The following is a 19,444-nucleotide window of genomic DNA, read 5'->3' as shown; positions in this document are numbered from 1 at the left end:
GCCCCATGAGAGTTTTGTACGATGCCTTAACCTTCGACGATGTTTTGTTGGTTCCTGATTACTCTGACATCTTACCAAAGGATGTCGATTTGTCCACACAGTTAACCCGTAACATTCGCCTGAATATTCCGGTTGTCTCCGCAGCCATGGATACCGTCACTGAAGCCCGACTGGCTATCGCCATGGCCCAGCTGGGTGGCATCGGTGTGATCCACAAGAACCTCAGCATTGCTGAACAATGTGCGGAAGTGGTCAAAGTCAAAAAGTATGAATCCGGGGTGATCAAAGATCCCATTACAGTTAATCCCATGACCACCATCCGTGAAGTTCTGGAAATCACCCGCAAACACCGTATTTCCGGTGTGCCGGTGGTCGATGGTGAAGAGTTGGTGGGTATCGTAACCAGTCGTGACATGCGTTTTGAAACGGTGTTGGATGACCCTGTTCGAAACATCATGACCCGCAAAGAAGACCTGGTGACCGTCGGTGAAGATGCTGAAGCCAGTGAGGTATTGCAACTGTTTCACCAGAACCGCATTGAAAAAGTGCTGGTGGTTAATGATGCCTTTAAGCTCAAAGGCCTCATTACGGTAAAAGACATCCAGAAATCTCAGGATTTTCCGCTGGCAGTGAAAGACAGCAGCGAACAGCTGCGTGTGGCAGCAGCGGTTGGACCGGGCGGAGATTCTGTTGAGCGGGTGGATGCATTGGTTAAAGCCGGTGTTGATGTGTTGGTGGTTGACACCGCTCATGGTCACTCCAAAGGGGTGATTGAGCGGGTCAGGGACGTAAAAAATCAATACCCTGATGTCGACGTCATAGCCGGGAACATCACCACGGGCAAAGCCGCATTGGCATTGGTTGAGGCGGGTGTTGATGCCGTCAAAGTCGGTGTGGGTCCGGGTTCAATTTGTACCACACGGATTGTTGCCGGTGTGGGCGTACCCCAAATTTCAGCCATTGATGACGTGGCCAAAGCCCTGGAAGGCACTGGCGTCCCGCTGATTGCCGATGGTGGCGTCAGGTATTCAGGTGATTTAGCCAAAGCCATTGTCGCCGGTGCATCAACCATCATGATGGGCGGCATGTTTGCCGGGACCGAAGAGTCGCCTGGTGAAGTGGAGTTGTATCAGGGCAGAACCTTTAAATCTTACCGTGGTATGGGATCCCTCGGAGCCATGGACAAAGGCTCCAAAGACCGCTACTTCCAGGATGAAGTGGATGCCGAGAAACTGGTTCCCGAGGGCATCGAAGGCCGGGTGGCATTCAAAGGTGCCCTGGCACCGGTGGTGCATCAGCTGATGGGAGGCCTCAGGGCTTCCATGGGTTATGTGGGCTGTCGTGACATTGAAGAAATGAAAACCAAGCCCAGCATGGTCCGCATCACCAATTCCGGGGTCAAAGAATCGCATGTGCATGATGTGCACATCACCAAAGAAGCACCTAACTACCGCACCCGTACCTGAGGACATGCAGATGGATATCAAGCACAGTAAAATTCTGATACTGGATTTTGGTTCACAATACACCCAATTAATTGCCCGACGGGTCAGGGAACTGGATGTGTACTGTGAGATATATGCCTGGGATGCTGATGCACAAGACGTCAAAGCATTTGATCCTCAGGGCATCATCCTCTCAGGAGGACCTGAATCAGTACACATGGATAATGCGCCGACCCTGAATGAGGTGGTGCTGGAGATGGAAATACCGGTATTGGGCATTTGTTATGGCATGCAGTTGCTGAATGATCATTTCGGGGGCGATGTTGAAGGCTCTGAAGAAAAAGAATTCGGTTATGCCAAAGTGCATGTGACCGGTGAATCTGAGTTGTTTGCCGGTGTGTCACACAAAGAGCTGGATGTGTGGATGAGTCATGGTGACAAAGTCAAATCACTGGCCAGTGTGTTCAACAGTATCGCTCATACCAGTTCAACACCGTATGCGGCCTGCCAGCACCAGTCTCTGCCTGTGTTTGGTGTGCAATTTCATCCCGAAGTGGAGCATACTGCCGACGGCCGGGCCATTCTGAGTCAGTTTGTTCACCAGATATGTGGTTGTGAAAGCCTGTGGAAAACCGATAACATCATCGACACCCATGTAGAGGCCATCCGTGAGCTGGTGGGTGAAGAAAAGGTCTTGTTGGGGTTATCTGGCGGAGTGGATTCTTCGGTGGTGGCAGCCTTATTGCACAAAGCCATTGGTGATCAATTGGTTTGTGTGTTTGTCGACACGGGACTGTTGCGCTACCAGGAAGGTGATCAGGTGATGCAGACCATGGCCGATAAAATGGACATCAATGTGATTCGGGTCAATGCTCAACAACGCTATTACGATGCCCTCCAGGGGGAGTCAGATCCGGAACGTAAGCGCAAGATCATTGGTGAATTATTCATTCGCATATTTGAACGACAGGCCAAAGAACTGGATGACATTCAATGGCTGGCACAAGGCACCATTTATCCGGACGTCATTGAGTCAGCGGCTTCCAAAACCGGTAAAGCCCATGTCATCAAATCTCATCACAATGTGGGCGGGCTGCCTGAAGACCTGGCTCTTAAACTGATTGAACCCCTCAAGGACCTGTTTAAAGATGAAGTCAGAAAACTGGGTGTGAGCCTGGGTCTGGCACCTGAATTGGTATACCGTCATCCTTTTCCCGGACCAGGTCTGGGAGTGCGCATTCTGGGAGAGGTCAAAGCCGAATATGCCGGCATTCTTGCCAAGGCTGATCACATATTCATCGAAGAACTGCGGCGTCATGATCTGTATGACAAAACCAGTCAGGCATTCGCGGTGTTTTTGCCGGTCAAGTCAGTCGGTGTGGTAGGTGATGCCCGGCGTTATGAATACGTGATTGCCCTCAGGGCAGTCGAAACCATCGATTTCATGACTGCAAGATGGGCCCATTTACCTTATGAATTCATCGATCTGGTATCGCGTCGCATCATGAATGAAATCGCTCAGGTTTCACGGGTTGTTTATGATGTTTCAAGTAAGCCGCCAGCCACCATTGAATGGGAATAACCGAGGACGAGCAAGATCGCCAATTCATGCGCCTGGCCATGGAGCAGGCGCAGTTGGCTGAACAACAGGGTGAAGTCCCGGTAGGGGCGGTGCTGGTCAAGTCAGGTGAAGTCATTGCCCATGGACACAATCAGGTCATCAGTCTCAACGATCCTTGCGCCCATGCAGAAATTCAAGCCCTCAAAGCTGCAGGCAAAGCCCTCGGTAATTACCGGTTGGTCGATTGTCACCTGTATGTCACTCTGGAGCCATGTGTGATGTGCACTGGGGCTCTGATACATGCCCGCATTGGGCGATTGATTTATGGCGCTCATGACCCAAAAACCGGAGTGATCAGCAGTGTTGACCAAATTACAGAGCGAACTTATCACAATCATTACTTCGACATCAGCGCAGGGATAATGGGCGATGAATGCAGTCAAATGCTCAGTGATTTTTTCAAACGCCGGCGTACAGCCAAAAGGTCATCGCGTTGTGAATGAAGTGAGCCAGTACGGCCGGTAACACCGAGCCGGCCCGGTATCTGAGCCAGCCATACATCATACCGGCAAGAAAGACGCTGACCACCAATGGCCAGCTGGGGTGTATCAGGGCAAAGAATCCGGCACTGAGTGCGATCACCCAATGAGCCCTGAAATGTACTTGCAGGGTGTTGAACAGCAGCCCCCGGAAAAAAACCTCTTCAACCAATGGTGCCAAGACCACTGTACCTGCGAATACGCTCCAACTCAGATAAGCCGCCTGGTTGATGTGCCATTGTTGTTGACTGGTGGTCATTTGATCGGCATCCAGCCACATGAAAAACCAGTGATCAAGCTGCCAGTAAATCACAGCCAGTGCGACAGCCAGTCCCAGCCATTTGACATCACAGGCTCTTGTTTGCAGGGTGACCCGCCAATTTCCACCCATCAAACTGACCAGTAGCAGCATGATCAATAGAGTGCTGATAAATACCAGGAATCCCGGGTACAGGGATTGACTGTCAATGGTGGCCACGGCCATTAGCATGGCACACACGGTCCACACCATGGTTATCAGGGTAATCAGCCACAGCCGAGCCGGTGTGAGCCGGTGTGGTGAGGTGTTTGAATCAGCCGTGGTAGGACTCAACGACCCGATGCATTGATGGTGAGGTTGCCTGGTTGTTGATTGGCGGCATTCAGCCTGGCAGACTGTTGATAGCGTTTGTACAGGATCTTGACCCGGCGCACGTATTCACGGGTTTCCGGGAATGGTGGAATGGCCCGGCCATATTTTTCCACTGCGGTTTCACCCGAGTTATAAGCCGCCAGATAAACATCGAGGCGGTTATACACTCCTTTGAGGTGCTTCAGGTAGGCACTGCCACCATGGATGTTTTGCAGGGGGTCATATGGATCGCTGACCTGGTAGGTTTTTTGGGTCAATGGCATCAGTTGCATCAGGCCTTGTGCCCCGGCTGAGGATACTGCTTTGTGTTTAAACGCTGATTCGGCATGAATCACCGCTTTGATCAATGCGGGCTCCAGATCGTGTTTTCTTGCGGCGCTTTCAATTTCCAGTGAAAATTTATTGTCGATCAATGGCGTGGTGTTCCAGTCGACTGAATTGCGCCAGGCGGCACATTCAGGACAGCGGACGTTAAGGATGTTATAGGATTTGCCAACGGGTTTTTTCGATGAGTAGTGTATAATTCCGTTTTTATCGACGTGCTTGTAAACCGTCAGGTTTTTGGCCTGCACAGCAAAGGCACTGCCGATGAGCAGCAAACTCATAAACATGTGTTTAATTGGTTTTACACTGATATAATCCATGGGCACAAAATAAAGATAACAGTTCAAATTATAATGAAATCAAATAGTTTAAACAAACTGATGAAGCGAAATATCATTAAATTTCACCCAAAATCAACCTCAACAGCTGTTCTGCTGCTGTTGTTGACCATGATTGGCGGCTGTGGTTCCACTGGCACCATACAAATTGACGAAGACACCTTTTATCAGTTGGAAGCTGATGTGCAGAATGTGCTGGCTTCTCCTGTGGCCGATGCCGCGCCGCTGGAAATGAAGTTCATCAAAGAAAAACTGGTGTTGGCGAAAGAAGCCAAAGCCAGCCGTAAAAGGAAACTGGAAGCGCAGTTGACAGAACAAATCTATGCCGATATCAAGATCGCCCGAATGCGTGCAGAATTGAATCAACTGAACAACGAACTGCTGGATAAGCGGGATCAGGTTTCTGCTGCCCGGTTGTATCTGTCTGAATTACAGGAGCGCTTACAATGAAAAGATTGATCATGTTTCTGTGCCTGATACTGTGCCTGGATGCACTGGCTGCGAAAAAGAATCTGGAACTTGAAGCCTTGCGTCTGGAGTTTGATAACTTCATCACTGAAGAACGTTACCGGCCTTATGCAAAAACCGAAAAAGCCAAAGCCAAATCCGCCATTGAAGGGTTGTATTCTCAAAGCGGAAAAGTCAAAGAACATGCTGTTTTTATGGCACGTCATCAATTGATGACTGCCAAAATGCGGGCAGAAACTGAATACCTTAAAGACCAGATTCAGGCAGAGGACGAACAGTTGGAAGTGATCAACATCGATACCTTGAGAACAGAAGCCGCGGTGGCCCGACTGGAAGCCGATCGGGCTCAGTTGATGCTCAGCCTGCAGGCAGAAGAAGTTGAACGTGAACGATTACAAAAGCAACAGGCACTGGAACTGGCTTCGCAAATTGCCAATGAAAAGGAAATGACCCAGGCAGAGCTGGAAGCGGCCAGGGAATATGCCAGGGCACAGGAGCGGGTGGCTGAATTGGCCAAACAGGAAGCCGATCTGGCATTCGAAGAAATCGATGCGTTGCGCAGACAACTGGAGTCACTGGCTGCCCGTGAAACCGTCGATGGTTTGGTCATGACGCTGGGTGATTTTGTCTTCGATTCAGCCTCTGCCAACATCAAACAAACCGCGGTGGATAATTTTGGTAAAGTATTGGAATTCATTGATGGCTATCCAGATCGATCAATCCGCATAGAAGGACATACCGACTCTTCAGGCAGCGAATCATTTAACCTGAAACTGTCACAGGAACGGGCCGATGCGGTCAAAGCCTTGCTGGTAGAGTATGGTATTGCGGCCGCTCGTATTGAGGCCATTGGTATGGGTGAATCATTGCCTGTAGCAGACAACAACAGCGAAGCAGGTAAAGCCAAAAATCGCCGGGTTGATGTCATTATTCTGAATAACTAACACACAAAAATCAAATAGGGACACACATGCAAGTAGTCAATTCAGTGCTTGACCTGATTGGTCGCACGCCAATGGTTAAAGTCAATCACCTGGACACCGGTCCATGCAACCTCTACCTCAAGCTGGAAAACATGAATCCCGGTGGATCCATCAAGGACCGCATCGGTATGTCGATGATAGAGGAAGCGGAAAAAGCCGGTCACATCAAACCTGGTGATACCCTGGTGGAAGGCACCGCTGGTAATACCGGCATTGGCCTGGCGCTGGTGGCTGCACAAAAAGGCTATAAATTGATCCTGGTGATTCCGGATAAAATGAGTAAAGAAAAAATCTTTAACCTCAAAGCCATGGGTGCAGAGATCGTATTGACCCGTTCCGATGTGGCCAAGGGCCACCCGCAATATTACCAGGACCTTGCTGCCAGCATTGCCGAAGAAACCCCGGGTGCTTATTTCATCAATCAATTTGCCAACCCCAACAACCCCAAAGCCCATTACCTGACCACTGCGCCGGAAATTTTTGAACAACTGAACAATGAGGTCGATGCCATCGTTTTTGGTGTGGGGTCCAGTGGCACAGTCACCGGACTCAGTCAATATGTCACAGAGCACCACCCTGATACCGAGTTGATCCTCGCTGATCCGGTGGGCAGCATCCTGGCCCAGTACATCAATGAAGGCGTGCTCAGTGAAGACAGTGGCAGTTGGAAAGTGGAGGGCATCGGTGAAGATTTTCTGCCCAGCATCAGTGATTTTTCCCATGTAACCAAAGCTTACGCGATCAGTGATCAGCGCAGTTTTGCCGCCGGTCGTGAGCTGTTGTGTAAAGAGGGTATTCTGGGAGGGTCATCCACCGGCACTTTGATTCAGGCGGCATTGAATTACTGCCAGGAAGCCACTGAACCCAAAAATGTAGTGGTCTTTGTTTGTGACACCGGTAACAAATACCTCTCGAAAATGTACAACGATTACTGGATGATGGATAATGGTTATATCGAAACGCCCCAACATGGCGATTTACGCGACCTGATCTCCAGACCTTATCAATCCAATGACACCATCGTCATGCGGCCCAATGAAACCCTGGGTACGGTCTATCAACGCATGAAACTGTATGATGTGTCGCAAATGCCGGTAATGAAAGGTGACGAGATTGTTGGCATCATCGATGAATCGGATGTCTTGCTGAAGGTATTTGAAAATGCCAACGCTTTTGCCGACACCGTGGAATCGGCGATGACCAGTAATTTGGAGTTTCTCAGTGTAAAAACCCCACTGGATCAACTGATGCCTATTTTTGATGAAGGGAAAGTGGCCATTGTGAAAGAAAACAACCAGTTTCTGGGCTTGATCACCCGCATTGATTTACTCAATTACCTGCGCAGGGTTGATGTCAATCAGTGACAATCTGATGCCAGAATCAAACACGAAAAAGTAAGCTTTTGAACGACAACGAATACAAAAAAGACAAAAACTATCGGGGCCTGCAAACCAAAGCCATCCATGCCGGGCAATTTGCAGACCCCACCACCGGTGCGGTGATGCCACCAATATTTACCAGCTCTACTTATCTGCAAAGCAGTCCGGGTAAGCACCAGGGGTTTGAATATTCCAGATCACACAACCCCACACGTTTTGCTTATGAGCGGGCAGTGGCGGCGATGGAAAATGGCAGTCATGGTTTTGCTTTTGCCTCAGGTATGGCAGCGACCTCAACCATCATTGAGTTATTGGATGCCGGAGATCATGTGATTGCCATGAATGATTTGTATGGCGGCACCAATCGTTTGTTCCGCATGGTGCGCAAGCGGTCAGCCAATTTGACCTTTGATTACGTTGATTTAACTGCAGAAGCCGATAACCTGGAGCAATTCCTCAAACCCAACACCCGAATGATATGGGTGGAAACGCCGACCAACCCCATGTTGAAAGTGGTTGACATCAAAAAAATCACGGCTTTTGCCAAAAAGCATGATCTGTTGACAGTGGTAGATAACACCTTTGCCTCACCGTACCTGCAAAACCCGCTGGACATGGGCGCTGATTTAGTGATGCATTCGGCCACCAAATTCATCAACGGTCATTCTGACATGGTGGGTGGTTTTGTAGTTGTTAATGACTCAGAATTGGCCGATCAGGTGGGTTTTTTACAAAATGCCATCGGTGGCGTGAGCGGTGCTTTTGATGCTTATATGGCTTTGAGGGGCTTTAAGACCTTGCCTTTGCGCATGGAAAGGCATTGTCAAAATGCCCAAGCCATCGCTGAGTGGTTGGAACAAGATTCCCGGGTTGATCAAGTCATCTACCCCGGACTTAAATCACACCCGCAGCATGAACTGGCCAAACAACAAATGCGCGGATTTGGTGGTGTCATCAGCGTTTTGATCAAAGGTGGTCTGGATGAAACCACAGCCATGATGGAGCGGTGTCAATTGTTTGCTCTTGCTGAGTCGCTCGGCGGCATCGAGTCGCTGATTAATCACCCAGCCATCATGACTCATGCATCGGTTCCAGCCGAACAAAGGGCACAGATAGGCATCACCGATAATCTGGTGCGCCTGTCAGTCGGTATCGAAGACATCGAAGACCTGATCGCTGACTTGGATGAAGCGCTGGATTGATTGTTATGTGCTAATCACTGAGACCCTTTCAGTGAGTGGTTCTTGTCTCCTGCATCATTTACGAAGTCATTGTAAGCGTTGCGTGGCATACCGTGTATGTGCAGAAAATCATGCCATTTAGACCAATCACTGAGCGGATTTAATAAGTGAATGATCTTGGGACTTCATTCACTTTTGTTCCTGACAAGCGAGTTCACCTCACAATTGACTGTGTTACAAACCGTGAATCTTGCAAAACTCGGCAAATGACTGCAGCAAAGAATCCACATCAACATCAGGCGCTAAGGAAGCCCTGACCACGTAGTCTTTGTCACTTTCTTTTGTTGTGCCTTGTGTCGAGGTGGCGGGAATGGTCCAGTAGCTGCCTTTGAGTTGGCCATAACTGACACAGTTTTTACACTCATTCGGATGCCTCCCGATCATGAACTGAATCAGTTTTTTATTCAACTCTTTTTGCCGCTCCATACGTTCCTGGGGTGAATCTTCATTGACCGGTAAATCCAGTGAAAATACCGAAGGCATAAACCCCTGTTTTGCCATGGTTTCTGTTACATAAAATACCTTCGAAGATGGCAGCAGTGTTTGAATTCTACTGACAAAATCACGGGTGTTTCTATACGCTTTTATGATGCGATCAGGCATTGATGGCATGGTCTCAGCCAGTGTGTTTATTTGTCTGGCATCAGCTTCATTGTCAGACAGTTTTAAATGTTTAGCTACCAAACTCATCAGTTCACTGGCAGCTTGATTGGCTGCGCAATAGCCTGCAATGCAACGACCACCACTTGGAAACTTTGAACCACTGGCAAAGGAGATGGTTTTCACCCCATTCAATTCACTCTCGGCCTGTAGCAGCTGAACATTGGGGCAAAAGGTTTGATCGACCATCAGTGTGGGTTCAATGGCTGCAATCGCAGTGGCTGTCAGTCGCTGTTTTTTTAATGTCTGCCCCAGTAACTGCATGTTTGGCACTTCAACCCGCGGGTTGGTAGGAATTTCAACCAGGATGATGGGTACACCATCTTCTGCTGCGACTGTCTCAAGCGTTGTTTCTAAACTGTTAACCAGATCTGCACCACCATCAACCAATAAGTCAACAATGCTGACCTGCGGAATCAGCTCAGCGACACGTCGGGACTGATCATTTGTTCCACCATAACAGTTGGGGGGCAAGATGATTTTGATGGCTTTATCCGGGTGAGTGGTCAGGGCACTTTCAACCAATCCCATCAGGATGGCGTATTGAATAGAGAGCCCACTGGAGGCAACCAGAGGCACAGCTTGGCTGCCAGTGTTATCACGAATACATTGCGTCACAATGGTTTGGGCATCGGTATTGAGCTGAGTGTTCTGGTAGCTGATGCCAAGAACCTCATTCAATGCGTTGTAACAGTTCAATGGTGACATGGCGATGGTTTCCCGTCTGCGCACATGTTGAACGGCCCCGACAATTTGAGCTGATGTGCTGTGCTTGGGAACCTGGCCATGATCTTTCACATTAGTTGATGAGTGGTGAATCACCACATATGAACCAAAGGTTGGGTGCACGTTCACCGTGATATCGATGTTCGGGTTTACGCTGAGGTTGTTGGTCAAGGGTTTTTGGCTGACAAAAACCACCATTGCATGGTCATCATGATGCGCAGGTACTTCATCAACTGAAGTCACTTTTTTCATGTGGTATTGATAACCATAAACAGACTTCAATCGCGCTTCATCAATCAGTGGACCACCTTGCCATGTTTCTGAGTCGTTCTCAGCCCAATAAATATAAGTGCTCCTGTTGTGGATGGTGTTGTGACGCAAGAGGGCCAAAACCGGCATGGTTTTCGAAGCAAAAGTAATCACTTGATCGTCGGGCACCTGGTTGATCTCAGCCAAAACCCACTCCAGTAAACTTGATAGTTGATGACCTAATCTGATGTAATCATACGCCGTCGGTAACTGTTCAAGGTTATTGCTGTCGATTTTCCCCTGAGAAATCAGTCCTTTCAATTCACTTAAAAATTCAGATTTGGCCTGAGATTCACGGTAAATATCCAGGCGGTGGGTGGTGAGTTCCAGCCAGTTTTTGGGGAGGTTTTTCAGCAGTGTTTTGATTGAATCAAAAACAGTATTCAGCGTGCTCAATGGTCAGTCCTTCATTAAATATAAAATCACTGCTATTGTACCTTTTTTCCCTTCAGACTAAAAATGCATAAAGGAGTGATCCTGCGACTTCAGCCACCAATTCAGTCCCGGCTCTGACTCCTGTACCGATGGATCTGTTTTTTTGTTTAATGGCCCAACAGTCCTTTCTATTGGTGTTGGAAACGATTGGTCATCATTGAGTTTTTGCTCAGAGGTCTGGGTTTTTATGATCTTCCTGAACGGCTCAGGGTGGTCATCGGCGCAGCAGAGTAAGTATTTTTAAGCATCTGACGCATACAGCACTGCCATGTCTAAGACTGATGAGGAATTAAGTGCGCCCGGGATTGTGCATTAATTAATCAGTTGGATACAATTGATTGGCAGTTTACTGTCCGAAAAAAGACCACCTGAATGCACTTTCATAACCCTGCTTACCTGCCACGATCACATAGCAATAAACCCTGGTATACCGATGAAGGAAATGCCAGCAATTCAGTTGATTGATGAAACGCATTGAAGCAGGGAGCAACGCTGGGATAAATACAATTACCTGCATGAACTGACCTGCTGTGGGTGTACAATCGAGCAAAAAGTCAGCCTATGAGAAATAGAATACGTGAAGAAATTGGTCGCATTAAGCCGCATGATGCTCAAGAAAAAGACACCATACAGGAAATTCTCAAGTGGATAGATTCCGGAGTTGAGCTATGTAGACTACAAAAGCCTGATTTTCCGAAAAAGCATTTGGTATCGTATTTTGCCGTTGTTGATGATGATTATTTATTGCTGGTGGACCATTTGAATGCCGAAATGTGGTTGCCAACAGGCGGACATGTTGAACCTGGTGAGCACCCACGGGATACAGCACTTCGTGAGTGTTTGGAGGAGCTGAATATCAACGGCGAGTTCTTAATCGAGGCGCCTGTGTTGGTTACCAGTACCGAAACAGTCGGCAAAACAAGTGGGCATACAGACGTGTCAATTTGGTATGCTTTAAAAGGGAACCGAAAATTACCAATTGAGTACGACACAAGTGAATTTAACGGTGTGAAATGGTTTCATAAAGACAGCTTGCCGGAACAAACTGATCCACACCTGGGTAGGTTTGTTGAGAAGCTCTGTGCGAATTTCACCTGACATACGGGTGTTTCCAGGTGCAGTTGTTGTGCCAGCGAGGCGGGCATTGGACACATTTCACTGGTGCTTAGTCTGGCGCTGAACCACAGGAATTTAAATAATAGGTAAACAGATGAGCCATCTGAAATTTGTACTGCTGATCATACCGTTGTGTGCTCTTGCATACGGTCATCCTGACATCGAAAGTCCGGAACAGTTGTTGTGGGAAAACCGTATTGTGATGATATGGGCTGACGGGCAGGTGGGCAGTAGACAAATGCTGGATGCGGCAGGGGCTGAAATTGAAGATCGTGATGTGGTGTGGTTTGTCATAGATGGTCTGAACGTCACCAGTAACTATCGGGGGGAAATTGCCGACCATTTTGTTACAGTCGCCAATCAGAAATATGCAGGTTTAAGCAAAAAGGTCGTCCTGCTCGGCAAAGACGGTGGTGTCAAATACACCAGTGATGAGTTGCGGTTAGACGTGCTGTTTCAGGAAATTGACTCAATGCCCATGAGGAAGAATGAAATGAAATTCAGGGGCAGCAAAGGCAGCTTTTGAGTAATGGCCGGTTAACCTTTTCATGCAGTGTGACACGCATAAATAAATAGATATGGGTTGGGGTTCGGTATTTGGGTTGACTAAATATGCAAATAAAATGATATTTAAATCAAGTAAATATGAATTACATTTAATGTAAAAAATCATAAATGGTGGTGGCCATTTTTTCGCTGATTCCGGTGACGGTTTTGATTTCATCCAGGCTGGCTTTGTTGAGACCTTGCAAGCCACCAAAATGTTTGAGCAGGGCGTTTCGGCGGTGGGCGCCAATGCCGGGAATGTTTTCCAGGGTGGATTGGTTGCGTGATTTTTTGAACGCTTTGCGGTGGCTTTTGACTGCAAACCGGTGGGCTTCGTCTCGTATGAATTGCACCATCAGTGAAAGCAGGCCATGGCGTTCAGGTTTGATGAATTGGTTGCTGTCGGGCAGATAAAGGCGTTCTTCACCGGCGGTGCGGTTGTCGTCTTTGGTGACACCGATCACTTTGATGACGGTGACCTGGTGTTCTTCCAGGATTGCCAGGGCCTGGTTTACCTGGCCTTTGCCGCCATCAATCAGAAACACATCCGGGTATCCCAGGCTGGCTTTGTCGATGCTGGCCAGGCGTTTTTCAATCACCTGTCGCATGGCAGCGTAATCATCAGCGGCGGTGATGTTTTCCATGATGTATTGGCGGTATTGCTTTTTCACTGGCCCAGTGGAATCAAACACCACACAGGAAGCGCGGGTGTGTTCGCCCATTTGATGGCTGATGTCAAAACATTCAACCCGTTGAGGTTCGGAATCCAGACCCAACTCACTTTGCCACAACGCCCATTTGTTCTGCCAGGTTTGATATTTGTTGGCTTTTATGGTCAATGCATTGGTCATATTTTCTTCGGCTTGTTTCAGCAATTTCAAACGGTTGCCGCGGGGTTTTGAAGTGATGAATAGCTTTTTGCCCTTGATTTCTGAGAGCAGTTCACTTAATCCATTTTTATCCACCGGGTCGATGTTGCACAGGATGGCATCAGCGGTGATCTGGTCGTCATAATACAAGCTCATAAAGGCGCTGATGAATTCAGCCAATGGGGTGCCTTTGGGCGTCGACGGGTGGTGGTTTCTGTAACCCATGAACTGACCATTGCGTACCGTGCCCACAGTGGCCAGGTAAATGCCGGTTTGCTGGCCTACCACCAGCAAATCGAAATTATCATCGGGCTGAAGTTCAACGGTTTGTTTGGACTGTATCATGCGGATCGCTTTGATCTGATCACGGTATTCGGCGGCTTTTTCGTAATCCTGCAGATCGGCTGCATGTTCCATGTTTTTCATCAATTCATCGGCCACCTGATTGGACTTGCCTTCAATGAAATCAAAGGTGTATTGCAGTTGTTGACGGTATGCCTGCTGGCTGACCAGACCGACACAAGGTGCGGTACAGCGGTTGATCTGGTGTTGCAGGCAGGGTCTTGAACGGTTCTGGAAGGTGCTGTTGTTGCATTGCCTGACTTTGAAGACTTTTTGTAAAAAATGCAATGAGTTGCGAACATAGGCAGCGCTGGGAAAGGGGCCGAAATAACGGCCTTTGCCATGCTTTTTCCCTCGTCTGAATTCAATCAGTGGGAATTCGTCTTCATTGACCGAACAGTATATGTACGGATAGCTTTTGCCGTCTTTGAGCAATACATTGTATCTGGGGCTGTGTTTTTTGATCAGTTGGTTTTCCAGCAACAGGGCTTCAGCTTCAGAACGGGTGATGTGGAATGACATGGCGGCTATGGAAGCCACCAGTGCCATGGTTTTGTTGTCTTTGGCTTTGCCACTGAAGTAACTGCCTACGCGGTTTTTCAGGTGCCTGGCTTTGCCCACGTAGATGATTTCACCCTGATCATCAAACATTTGATAGACCCCTGGCAGTTTGGGCAGGTCATTGACGAATTTTTTGGCATCAAAAGGCACGTTTCAAAGCCTCACAGGTTGGCCTCAACCCAGCCGGTTTCGCCATCACTGTAGTGTTCGTTCTTCCAGATGGGCACCCGTGCTTTGGTTTGGTTCAGGATGTACTGACAGGCCGCAAAGGCTGCTTCGCGGTGATCGGCAGAGACCCCGACCCAAATGGCCATGTCGCCGACTTTCAACAGCCCCACACGGTGGCTGCATACGGCTTCATTGATGGCAAATTGTTCCCGGGCTTCGTCAAGGATTTCATTGCCCACCTTTGTGGCCAACTTGTCATGCGCCTGGTAATCCAGTTGTTGCACTGACTTGTTGTGGTTGTGGTTGCGTACCCAACCTTCAAAACTGACAAAGCCTCCACTGCGGTCATTGATAACCTGGGCTTTGAGGTTGTCAGCATTCAGTGCCTGGTCACTCAAGGTGAACATATCAGCCTCCCGATGCGGGTGGGAAAAACCCCACGGTGTCATTGTCTTTTGGACAGTCCTGCCAATCACAAAAAGCATCGTTGATGATGGGTTTGATGATCCTGGACTCATCCGGCTGTTGATGCGATGTGCACAATTCAAGGTAGATCGAAAGCACGTTGGTGGCAACGGTGTGGTGCTTCAATGGCTGGTCTGAGAACTGACTTTGTAGCCGGCCATAAAATTCCAGGGTGATATTAATGGATTTATTCATGAGGATGTTATGGGGCCTGAAAATCAGATTTTCCACCTGTTTTGTGAATCAACCGGGTTTCCCGGATGACGATGTCGTGACTCAGGGCTTTACACATATCATAGACGGTCAGGGCAGCCACCGAGCAGCCGGTTAGGGCTTCCATTTCAATGCCGGTTTTTGCTGTGATGCGGCATTCACAGGTGACTTCCAGGTTGCGATCTGCATTTGGACGGATGCTGATGGTGCAATGTTCCATGCCAATGGGGTGACAAAAAGGGATCAATTCATGGGTTTTTTTCGCCGCCATGACTCCAGCGATGATGGCGGTCTGAAACACCGGCCCTTTTTTGGATTGGATTTCATCATTCTCCATGGCCTGGCGGACAGGGTCGGGTAATTCGATGATGCACCGGGCCCTGGCCGTGCGGCTGGTGACTTGTTTGTCACCTACATCCACCATGGTCGGTTGGTTGTTGGCGTCGATGTGGGTGAATTCCCTGCTCATTTTTATCCTCCTATGACAAACATTTCGATTTTCTTTCCAGCGGTTTTTCGTTGTTGCTTACGATCCATGGAATAGCGGTCGGAGCGCTGTTGCCAGATGGTTGACAGGCGATCAAAAAGCTCATCGGGTAATTTGCTCAATGCCCTCACTGGATGACCTTGCTGACCAAACAGGCAGGTGTAAACTTCACCTTGAGCGCTGAGGCGAGCCCGGTTACAGTCCAGACAAAATGGTTCGGAAATGGAGCTGATCAAGCCAAATTCACCCTGACCATCGGTGAATCGGTGGCGATTGGCCACTTCTCCCGGATGACTGGCAGGTAAGGCTTGGTGTGGCCATTTGTCAGCGATTTGTTGCAGGACCTGATGACTTTCAAGTACTTGTTGTTGTTGCCAGCCATTGATGTTCCCGACATCCATAAACTCGATAAACCGAACTTCCACTCCGGTGCCCCGGAACAGTTGTAACAGTGGCATGACCTGGTGTTCATTGATGCCTTTTTGTAACACACAGTTGACTTTGACCTTTTTCAAATCGCTGTCAGCACATCGATTGATGGTGTTGATGATGTCACTGACTTGATAACGGGTGCCGGTCATCTGTTCAAACAGTTGCTGGTCAATGGCGTCCATGCTGATGGTGATGCGGTCCAATCCGGCAGCAATCAACTCATCAAGAACGGGATCGAGCAATGCGCCGTTGGTGGTCAGGGCGACTTCTTTGATGCCATTGATTTGTTTGATGTTGCTGATCAGTTCATGCAGGTTTTTTCTCAGCAGGGGTTCACCACCAGTGAGGCGTACTTTCTCTACTCCAAGGCGGGCAAAGGCGCTGGTGATGGCGTGAATTTCCTGGAAACTCAAATGATTTTCAGGTTTGCTGTGCTGGCGCATGACATCCACATGCTCGGCAGGCAAACAGTACTGGCAGCGAAACTGACAGCGGTCAGTCAAAGAGATGCGCAGGTCACGAATGGGTCTGTTCAGTTGATCGGTGATCTCAGTGGCCATGATATGCGTCCATCAGGATTTGCCATTGTTGCTCAATCCCTTCGCTGTGTTCGTCAGGTGTTACTTTGTCAACCGAGCGTTTCAGTCTTTTGAGGTTTTTCTCGCACCAGCCGGGTTGCGGTTTTCTGATCTGGCCTTTGTCAAAATCGATGACATGAACCAATTTGTCTGACAAGAGTATGTTATGGGCATTCAAATCCGCGTGAAACACCCCGTGTTCATGAAAACGGGCGATGGTTTGACCGGTCATTTGCCAATCTTGTTCGCTGGTTTCATGAGCGATGATGGCTTGAGCCAGGGTTTGTCGGTGTGGAATATGAGCCATGATCAGGTCATTCTGATACATCAATCCGGATTTGCGGATCTTGGCCGCAACCGGGGCAGGGGCCGGCAATTGCCAAGTCTGCAGTTGTTGTAATAATTCAAATTCCCGGTATGCCCGGGTGTTTTTCAGGCCGCTCCACAAGTAGTGGTCTTTGTTGAGTTTGGCATAGAGGCCGCCGCGCAGGTAATGTCTGAGGACCCATTTACCCCATTCTGATTTGATCACCCATGCTGATCCTCGGCCGCTGTTGGCACCCAACAATCGTCCCTGGTTCAACCAGTGGCTTTGATCAAACCAATCACCATTGATGTCATCTTTGATGTCATCAATGGCCACAATCCATTGTTTGTTTTTATGGGTAATGTGCAAAGTCGCCGAGCCTAAAATGTTAGAATGTTTCATTTTAAATGATTTGACCGATGACAACAAACCATCTGCAAAATCCCCGCTCAATTTGTCTGTTCAGGCTGTCGGCCATCGGTGATGTGACGCACGTTATTCCGGTGATTAAAACCCTTCAACATCAATTCCCTGAAGCTGAGATCACCTGGGTCATTGGTCGCCTGGAACATCGCTTGTTGAGTGGCTTGCCAGGTGTCAGGTTCATTGAGTTCGATAAAAAGTCGGGCTGGCAGGGTATCAAACAACTGAGGCGGGCCGTAGGTGCGATGCCTTTTGATGTGTTGTTGCACATGCAACTGTCGTTTCGCGCCAACCTGGTCTCACGCTTTATTCCAGCCATCAGGCGGGTGGGTTTTGATCGCCAGCGCAGCAAGGAAGGCCATGGTTTGGTGATCAATGAACGCATTCCATACCTCAAAGACTGCCATGTGCTGGATGGTTTTATGCAGTTTGCCACACACCTGGGTTGTCAACAAACTGTGATGAACTGGGATTTGCCAATTGCAGATGAAGATGAACAGTTTGCCCGTCAGGTGTTGGCCTCTGAAGGACCCAGGGTGGTGATCAGTCCTTGTTCCAGTCATGCGTTGAGGAACTGGTCAGTGGCCAGGTACAGTGCATTGGTGGATTGGTTGGTTGAAGTCCATCGTGCCCAGGTCATTCTTACCGGCAGTCCCTCGGCCAAAGAACGGGCTTTTGTGGCGGACATTGAGGCGCAGGCCAGTCATACTGTGACCAATATTGCCGGTCAGGACACCCTCAAACAGTTGTGGTGTTTGCTTAAAGCCGCCGATCTGGTGATTTCTCCGGATTCAGGGCCGATGCACATGGCCGGTTGTGTTGGAACCCCGGTGATCGGCTTGCTGGCTGCCAGTAATTACCGCCGATCCGGGTCGTATCAATTTCCTGAACTGACCGTGGACAAATATCCGGAGGCTTGTGAACAGTTTCTGCATAAGCCGGTTGGTGAAGTCAGGTGGGGCACCAAAACTGAGTTTCCAGGTGCCATGAAGCTGATTGAGCTGACTGATGTACAGGCCAAAGTCAATCAGGTGCTGACTGAGTCGAAATAGCCCTGATCACCAAACATATATGATTTGGGCATCCACCAGTGGGTAGGCATAGTCCATCTCATCAACTTTTTTGTTCACCAGCCTTTTCACCGGTCCGGTGATGGTCACGGCTTTTTTCAGGAAAAACTCTGGTTCCAGAAATTTAGGTTTGCAGGCCAGAAACCGACCTTGATCCAGGCGAATTCGTTTGGATGGCCGACTGAGTTCATCAGGAACCTTGGCCATGATGGTCAGGCAACTGTGGTCATTCTGGTTGTCCACGTCGACCACAAAGCCGGTCCAGCGAACCACCAGGTCTTTTACCGGATTGGCTTGATAGGCTTGTGGGCTGACGTCACTGAATTCACCGCGCAATGGTTTGGGTGGTTGTACACAGGCGCTGAGGGTCAGTGCGCTGATGACGAATACAATATATTTCATGATGCTTGATGGTATGACTCACGGCTATTATGAAACCGCTTACTTGAACCGAGGCTGAATCAATGGGGTGGCCAGTCGACCAGTGCAGACAAACCCAGTGATAAACCAACAAAAACCAGCACCAACAGACAAAAAGCCATGAATTCACTGATCACCTGAAAGCCGAAACATACGATTTCCCAGTGACGGTGGAGGGTCATTGTCAGCCATACCACTGCTCCCAGTCCCAGCGCGATGGCCGAAAACCACAGTGGCGATATCAGCAACAACACGGATGCTGGTGTAATGAAGTAAAGCAGGGAATGGGTGTGTATCTTGTGGGTATTCATTGGTAGACTCCGAATTTGAATGACCGTTTCATTGAAACACCGGAGATTCTCAATACCTGAGAATGGTCTCAGCGAAATCACAATAAGCTCAAGGTTA

The 19,444-nt window shown here is 48.8% G+C and carries 21 protein-coding genes; 10 read left to right on the top strand and 11 right to left on the bottom strand.

What is annotated here, in order from left to right:
- The first annotated feature begins 5 nt into the window (after nt 1-5).
- Genes guaB through tadA form a run of 3 tightly spaced genes read left to right on the top strand, consistent with a single transcriptional unit; the run spans nt 6 to nt 3,509 of the window.
- Nucleotides 6-1,466 carry an IMP dehydrogenase gene (guaB, locus tag B0475_RS04165; protein WP_077410630.1) on the top strand — a complete coding sequence of 487 codons (1,461 nt, stop codon included), beginning with the start codon at nt 6-8 and terminating at the stop codon, nt 1,464-1,466.
- A gap of 10 nt (nt 1,467-1,476) precedes the next feature.
- Entirely contained in the window at nt 1,477-3,027 is a 1,551-nt protein-coding gene (gene guaA, locus B0475_RS04160; RefSeq protein ID WP_109862347.1) for a glutamine-hydrolyzing GMP synthase, read from the top strand.
- Nucleotides 3,018-3,509, top strand: coding sequence for a tRNA adenosine(34) deaminase TadA (gene tadA, locus B0475_RS04155; RefSeq protein WP_077410324.1), 492 nt, complete (start codon nt 3,018-3,020; stop codon nt 3,507-3,509). Before guaA ends, tadA begins: the two co-directional genes overlap by 10 nt.
- Here the strand turns inward: tadA and B0475_RS04150 are convergent.
- Together B0475_RS04150 and B0475_RS04145 are read right to left on the bottom strand one after the other, a co-directional pair.
- Nucleotides 3,466-4,056: a CPBP family intramembrane glutamic endopeptidase gene (locus B0475_RS04150; protein ID WP_198538105.1), complete on the bottom strand. Its 591-nt coding sequence runs from the start codon at nt 4,054-4,056 to the stop codon at nt 3,466-3,468. The genes tadA and B0475_RS04150 overlap by 44 nt on opposite strands.
- A 77-nt stretch (nt 4,057-4,133) precedes the next feature.
- Nucleotides 4,134-4,781, bottom strand: coding sequence for a lytic transglycosylase domain-containing protein (locus B0475_RS04145; protein ID WP_157892696.1), 648 nt, complete (start codon nt 4,779-4,781; stop codon nt 4,134-4,136).
- A gap of 99 nt (nt 4,782-4,880) precedes the next feature.
- Between B0475_RS04145 and B0475_RS04140 the strand changes: the two genes are divergently transcribed.
- The 4 genes from B0475_RS04140 to B0475_RS04125 are packed head-to-tail and all read left to right on the top strand — an operon-like array spanning nt 4,881 to nt 8,870.
- Complete coding sequence (locus B0475_RS04140) at nt 4,881-5,288, top strand: DUF4398 domain-containing protein (RefSeq protein ID WP_077410318.1); 408 nt, start codon at nt 4,881-4,883, stop codon at nt 5,286-5,288.
- Nucleotides 5,285-6,250: an OmpA family protein gene (locus B0475_RS04135; protein ID WP_077410316.1), complete on the top strand. Its 966-nt coding sequence runs from the start codon at nt 5,285-5,287 to the stop codon at nt 6,248-6,250. Before B0475_RS04140 ends, B0475_RS04135 begins: the two co-directional genes overlap by 4 nt.
- Nucleotides 6,251-6,276: 26 nt before the next feature.
- Complete coding sequence (locus B0475_RS04130; RefSeq protein WP_077410314.1) at nt 6,277-7,653, top strand: pyridoxal-phosphate dependent enzyme; 1,377 nt, start codon at nt 6,277-6,279, stop codon at nt 7,651-7,653.
- 38 nt (nt 7,654-7,691) lie between these two features.
- Nucleotides 7,692-8,870: a cystathionine gamma-synthase gene (locus B0475_RS04125; protein ID WP_077410312.1), complete on the top strand. Its 1,179-nt coding sequence runs from the start codon at nt 7,692-7,694 to the stop codon at nt 8,868-8,870.
- Nucleotides 8,871-9,083: 213 nt separating this feature from the next.
- Here B0475_RS04125 and B0475_RS04120 read toward each other — a convergent pair whose 3' ends face one another.
- The gene (locus B0475_RS04120) at nt 9,084-11,000 is read right to left on the bottom strand and encodes a PLP-dependent aminotransferase family protein (protein ID WP_198538104.1); all 1,917 of its coding nucleotides are present in this window, start codon (nt 10,998-11,000) and stop codon (nt 9,084-9,086) included.
- Between the two features lie 600 nt (nt 11,001-11,600).
- Between B0475_RS04120 and B0475_RS04115 the strand changes: the two genes are divergently transcribed.
- Both B0475_RS04115 and B0475_RS04110 read left to right on the top strand, forming a co-directional pair.
- Complete coding sequence (locus B0475_RS04115) at nt 11,601-12,137, top strand: NUDIX domain-containing protein (RefSeq protein WP_077410310.1); 537 nt, start codon at nt 11,601-11,603, stop codon at nt 12,135-12,137.
- Between the two features lie 112 nt (nt 12,138-12,249).
- On the top strand, nt 12,250-12,681 hold the full coding sequence (locus B0475_RS04110) for a DUF4174 domain-containing protein (RefSeq protein WP_077410308.1): 432 nt from the start codon (nt 12,250-12,252) through the stop codon (nt 12,679-12,681).
- 130 nt (nt 12,682-12,811) lie between these two features.
- Here B0475_RS04110 and uvrC read toward each other — a convergent pair whose 3' ends face one another.
- Genes uvrC through B0475_RS04080 form a run of 6 tightly spaced genes read right to left on the bottom strand, consistent with a single transcriptional unit; the run spans nt 12,812 to nt 17,525 of the window.
- On the bottom strand, nt 12,812-14,623 hold the full coding sequence (gene uvrC / locus B0475_RS04105) for an excinuclease ABC subunit UvrC (protein ID WP_077410306.1): 1,812 nt from the start codon (nt 14,621-14,623) through the stop codon (nt 12,812-12,814).
- An 11-nt stretch (nt 14,624-14,634) separates the two neighbouring features.
- Nucleotides 14,635-15,048 (bottom strand): molybdenum cofactor biosynthesis protein MoaE, encoded by a 414-nt coding sequence (locus B0475_RS04100; protein WP_077410304.1) that lies wholly within the window; start codon nt 15,046-15,048, stop codon nt 14,635-14,637.
- A 1-nt stretch (nt 15,049) separates the two neighbouring features.
- Complete coding sequence (locus B0475_RS04095) at nt 15,050-15,301, bottom strand: ubiquitin family protein (protein ID WP_077410302.1); 252 nt, start codon at nt 15,299-15,301, stop codon at nt 15,050-15,052.
- 7 nt (nt 15,302-15,308) lie between these two features.
- A complete protein-coding gene (gene moaC, locus B0475_RS04090; RefSeq protein WP_077410301.1) occupies nt 15,309-15,788 on the bottom strand; it encodes a cyclic pyranopterin monophosphate synthase MoaC in 480 nt (159 codons plus the stop codon).
- A gap of 2 nt (nt 15,789-15,790) precedes the next feature.
- Complete coding sequence (gene moaA, locus B0475_RS04085; protein ID WP_077410299.1) at nt 15,791-16,798, bottom strand: GTP 3',8-cyclase MoaA; 1,008 nt, start codon at nt 16,796-16,798, stop codon at nt 15,791-15,793.
- Complete coding sequence (locus tag B0475_RS04080) at nt 16,788-17,525, bottom strand: 3-deoxy-D-manno-octulosonic acid kinase (RefSeq protein WP_077410297.1); 738 nt, start codon at nt 17,523-17,525, stop codon at nt 16,788-16,790. Before B0475_RS04080 ends, moaA begins: the two co-directional genes overlap by 11 nt.
- Before the next feature lie 17 nt (nt 17,526-17,542).
- Between B0475_RS04080 and B0475_RS04075 the strand changes: the two genes are divergently transcribed.
- Nucleotides 17,543-18,598 carry a glycosyltransferase family 9 protein gene (locus B0475_RS04075; protein WP_077410295.1) on the top strand — a complete coding sequence of 352 codons (1,056 nt, stop codon included), beginning with the start codon at nt 17,543-17,545 and terminating at the stop codon, nt 18,596-18,598.
- 6 nt (nt 18,599-18,604) lie between these two features.
- Here B0475_RS04075 and B0475_RS04070 read toward each other — a convergent pair whose 3' ends face one another.
- Nucleotides 18,605-19,018, bottom strand: a complete 414-nt coding sequence (locus tag B0475_RS04070) for a Slp family lipoprotein (RefSeq protein WP_077410293.1) — start codon at nt 19,016-19,018, stop codon at nt 18,605-18,607.
- Nucleotides 19,019-19,077: 59 nt separating this feature from the next.
- The gene (locus tag B0475_RS04065; RefSeq protein WP_077410291.1) at nt 19,078-19,347 is read right to left on the bottom strand and encodes a hypothetical protein; all 270 of its coding nucleotides are present in this window, start codon (nt 19,345-19,347) and stop codon (nt 19,078-19,080) included.
- Nucleotides 19,348-19,444: the final 97 nt, after the last annotated feature.

Source organism: Marinicella sediminis, assembly GCF_002000055.1.
Lineage (GTDB): Bacteria > Pseudomonadota > Gammaproteobacteria > Xanthomonadales > Marinicellaceae > Marinicella > Marinicella sediminis.
Note: the sequence above shows the minus strand (reverse complement) of the source record. Positions and strands in the feature narration are given on the sequence as shown.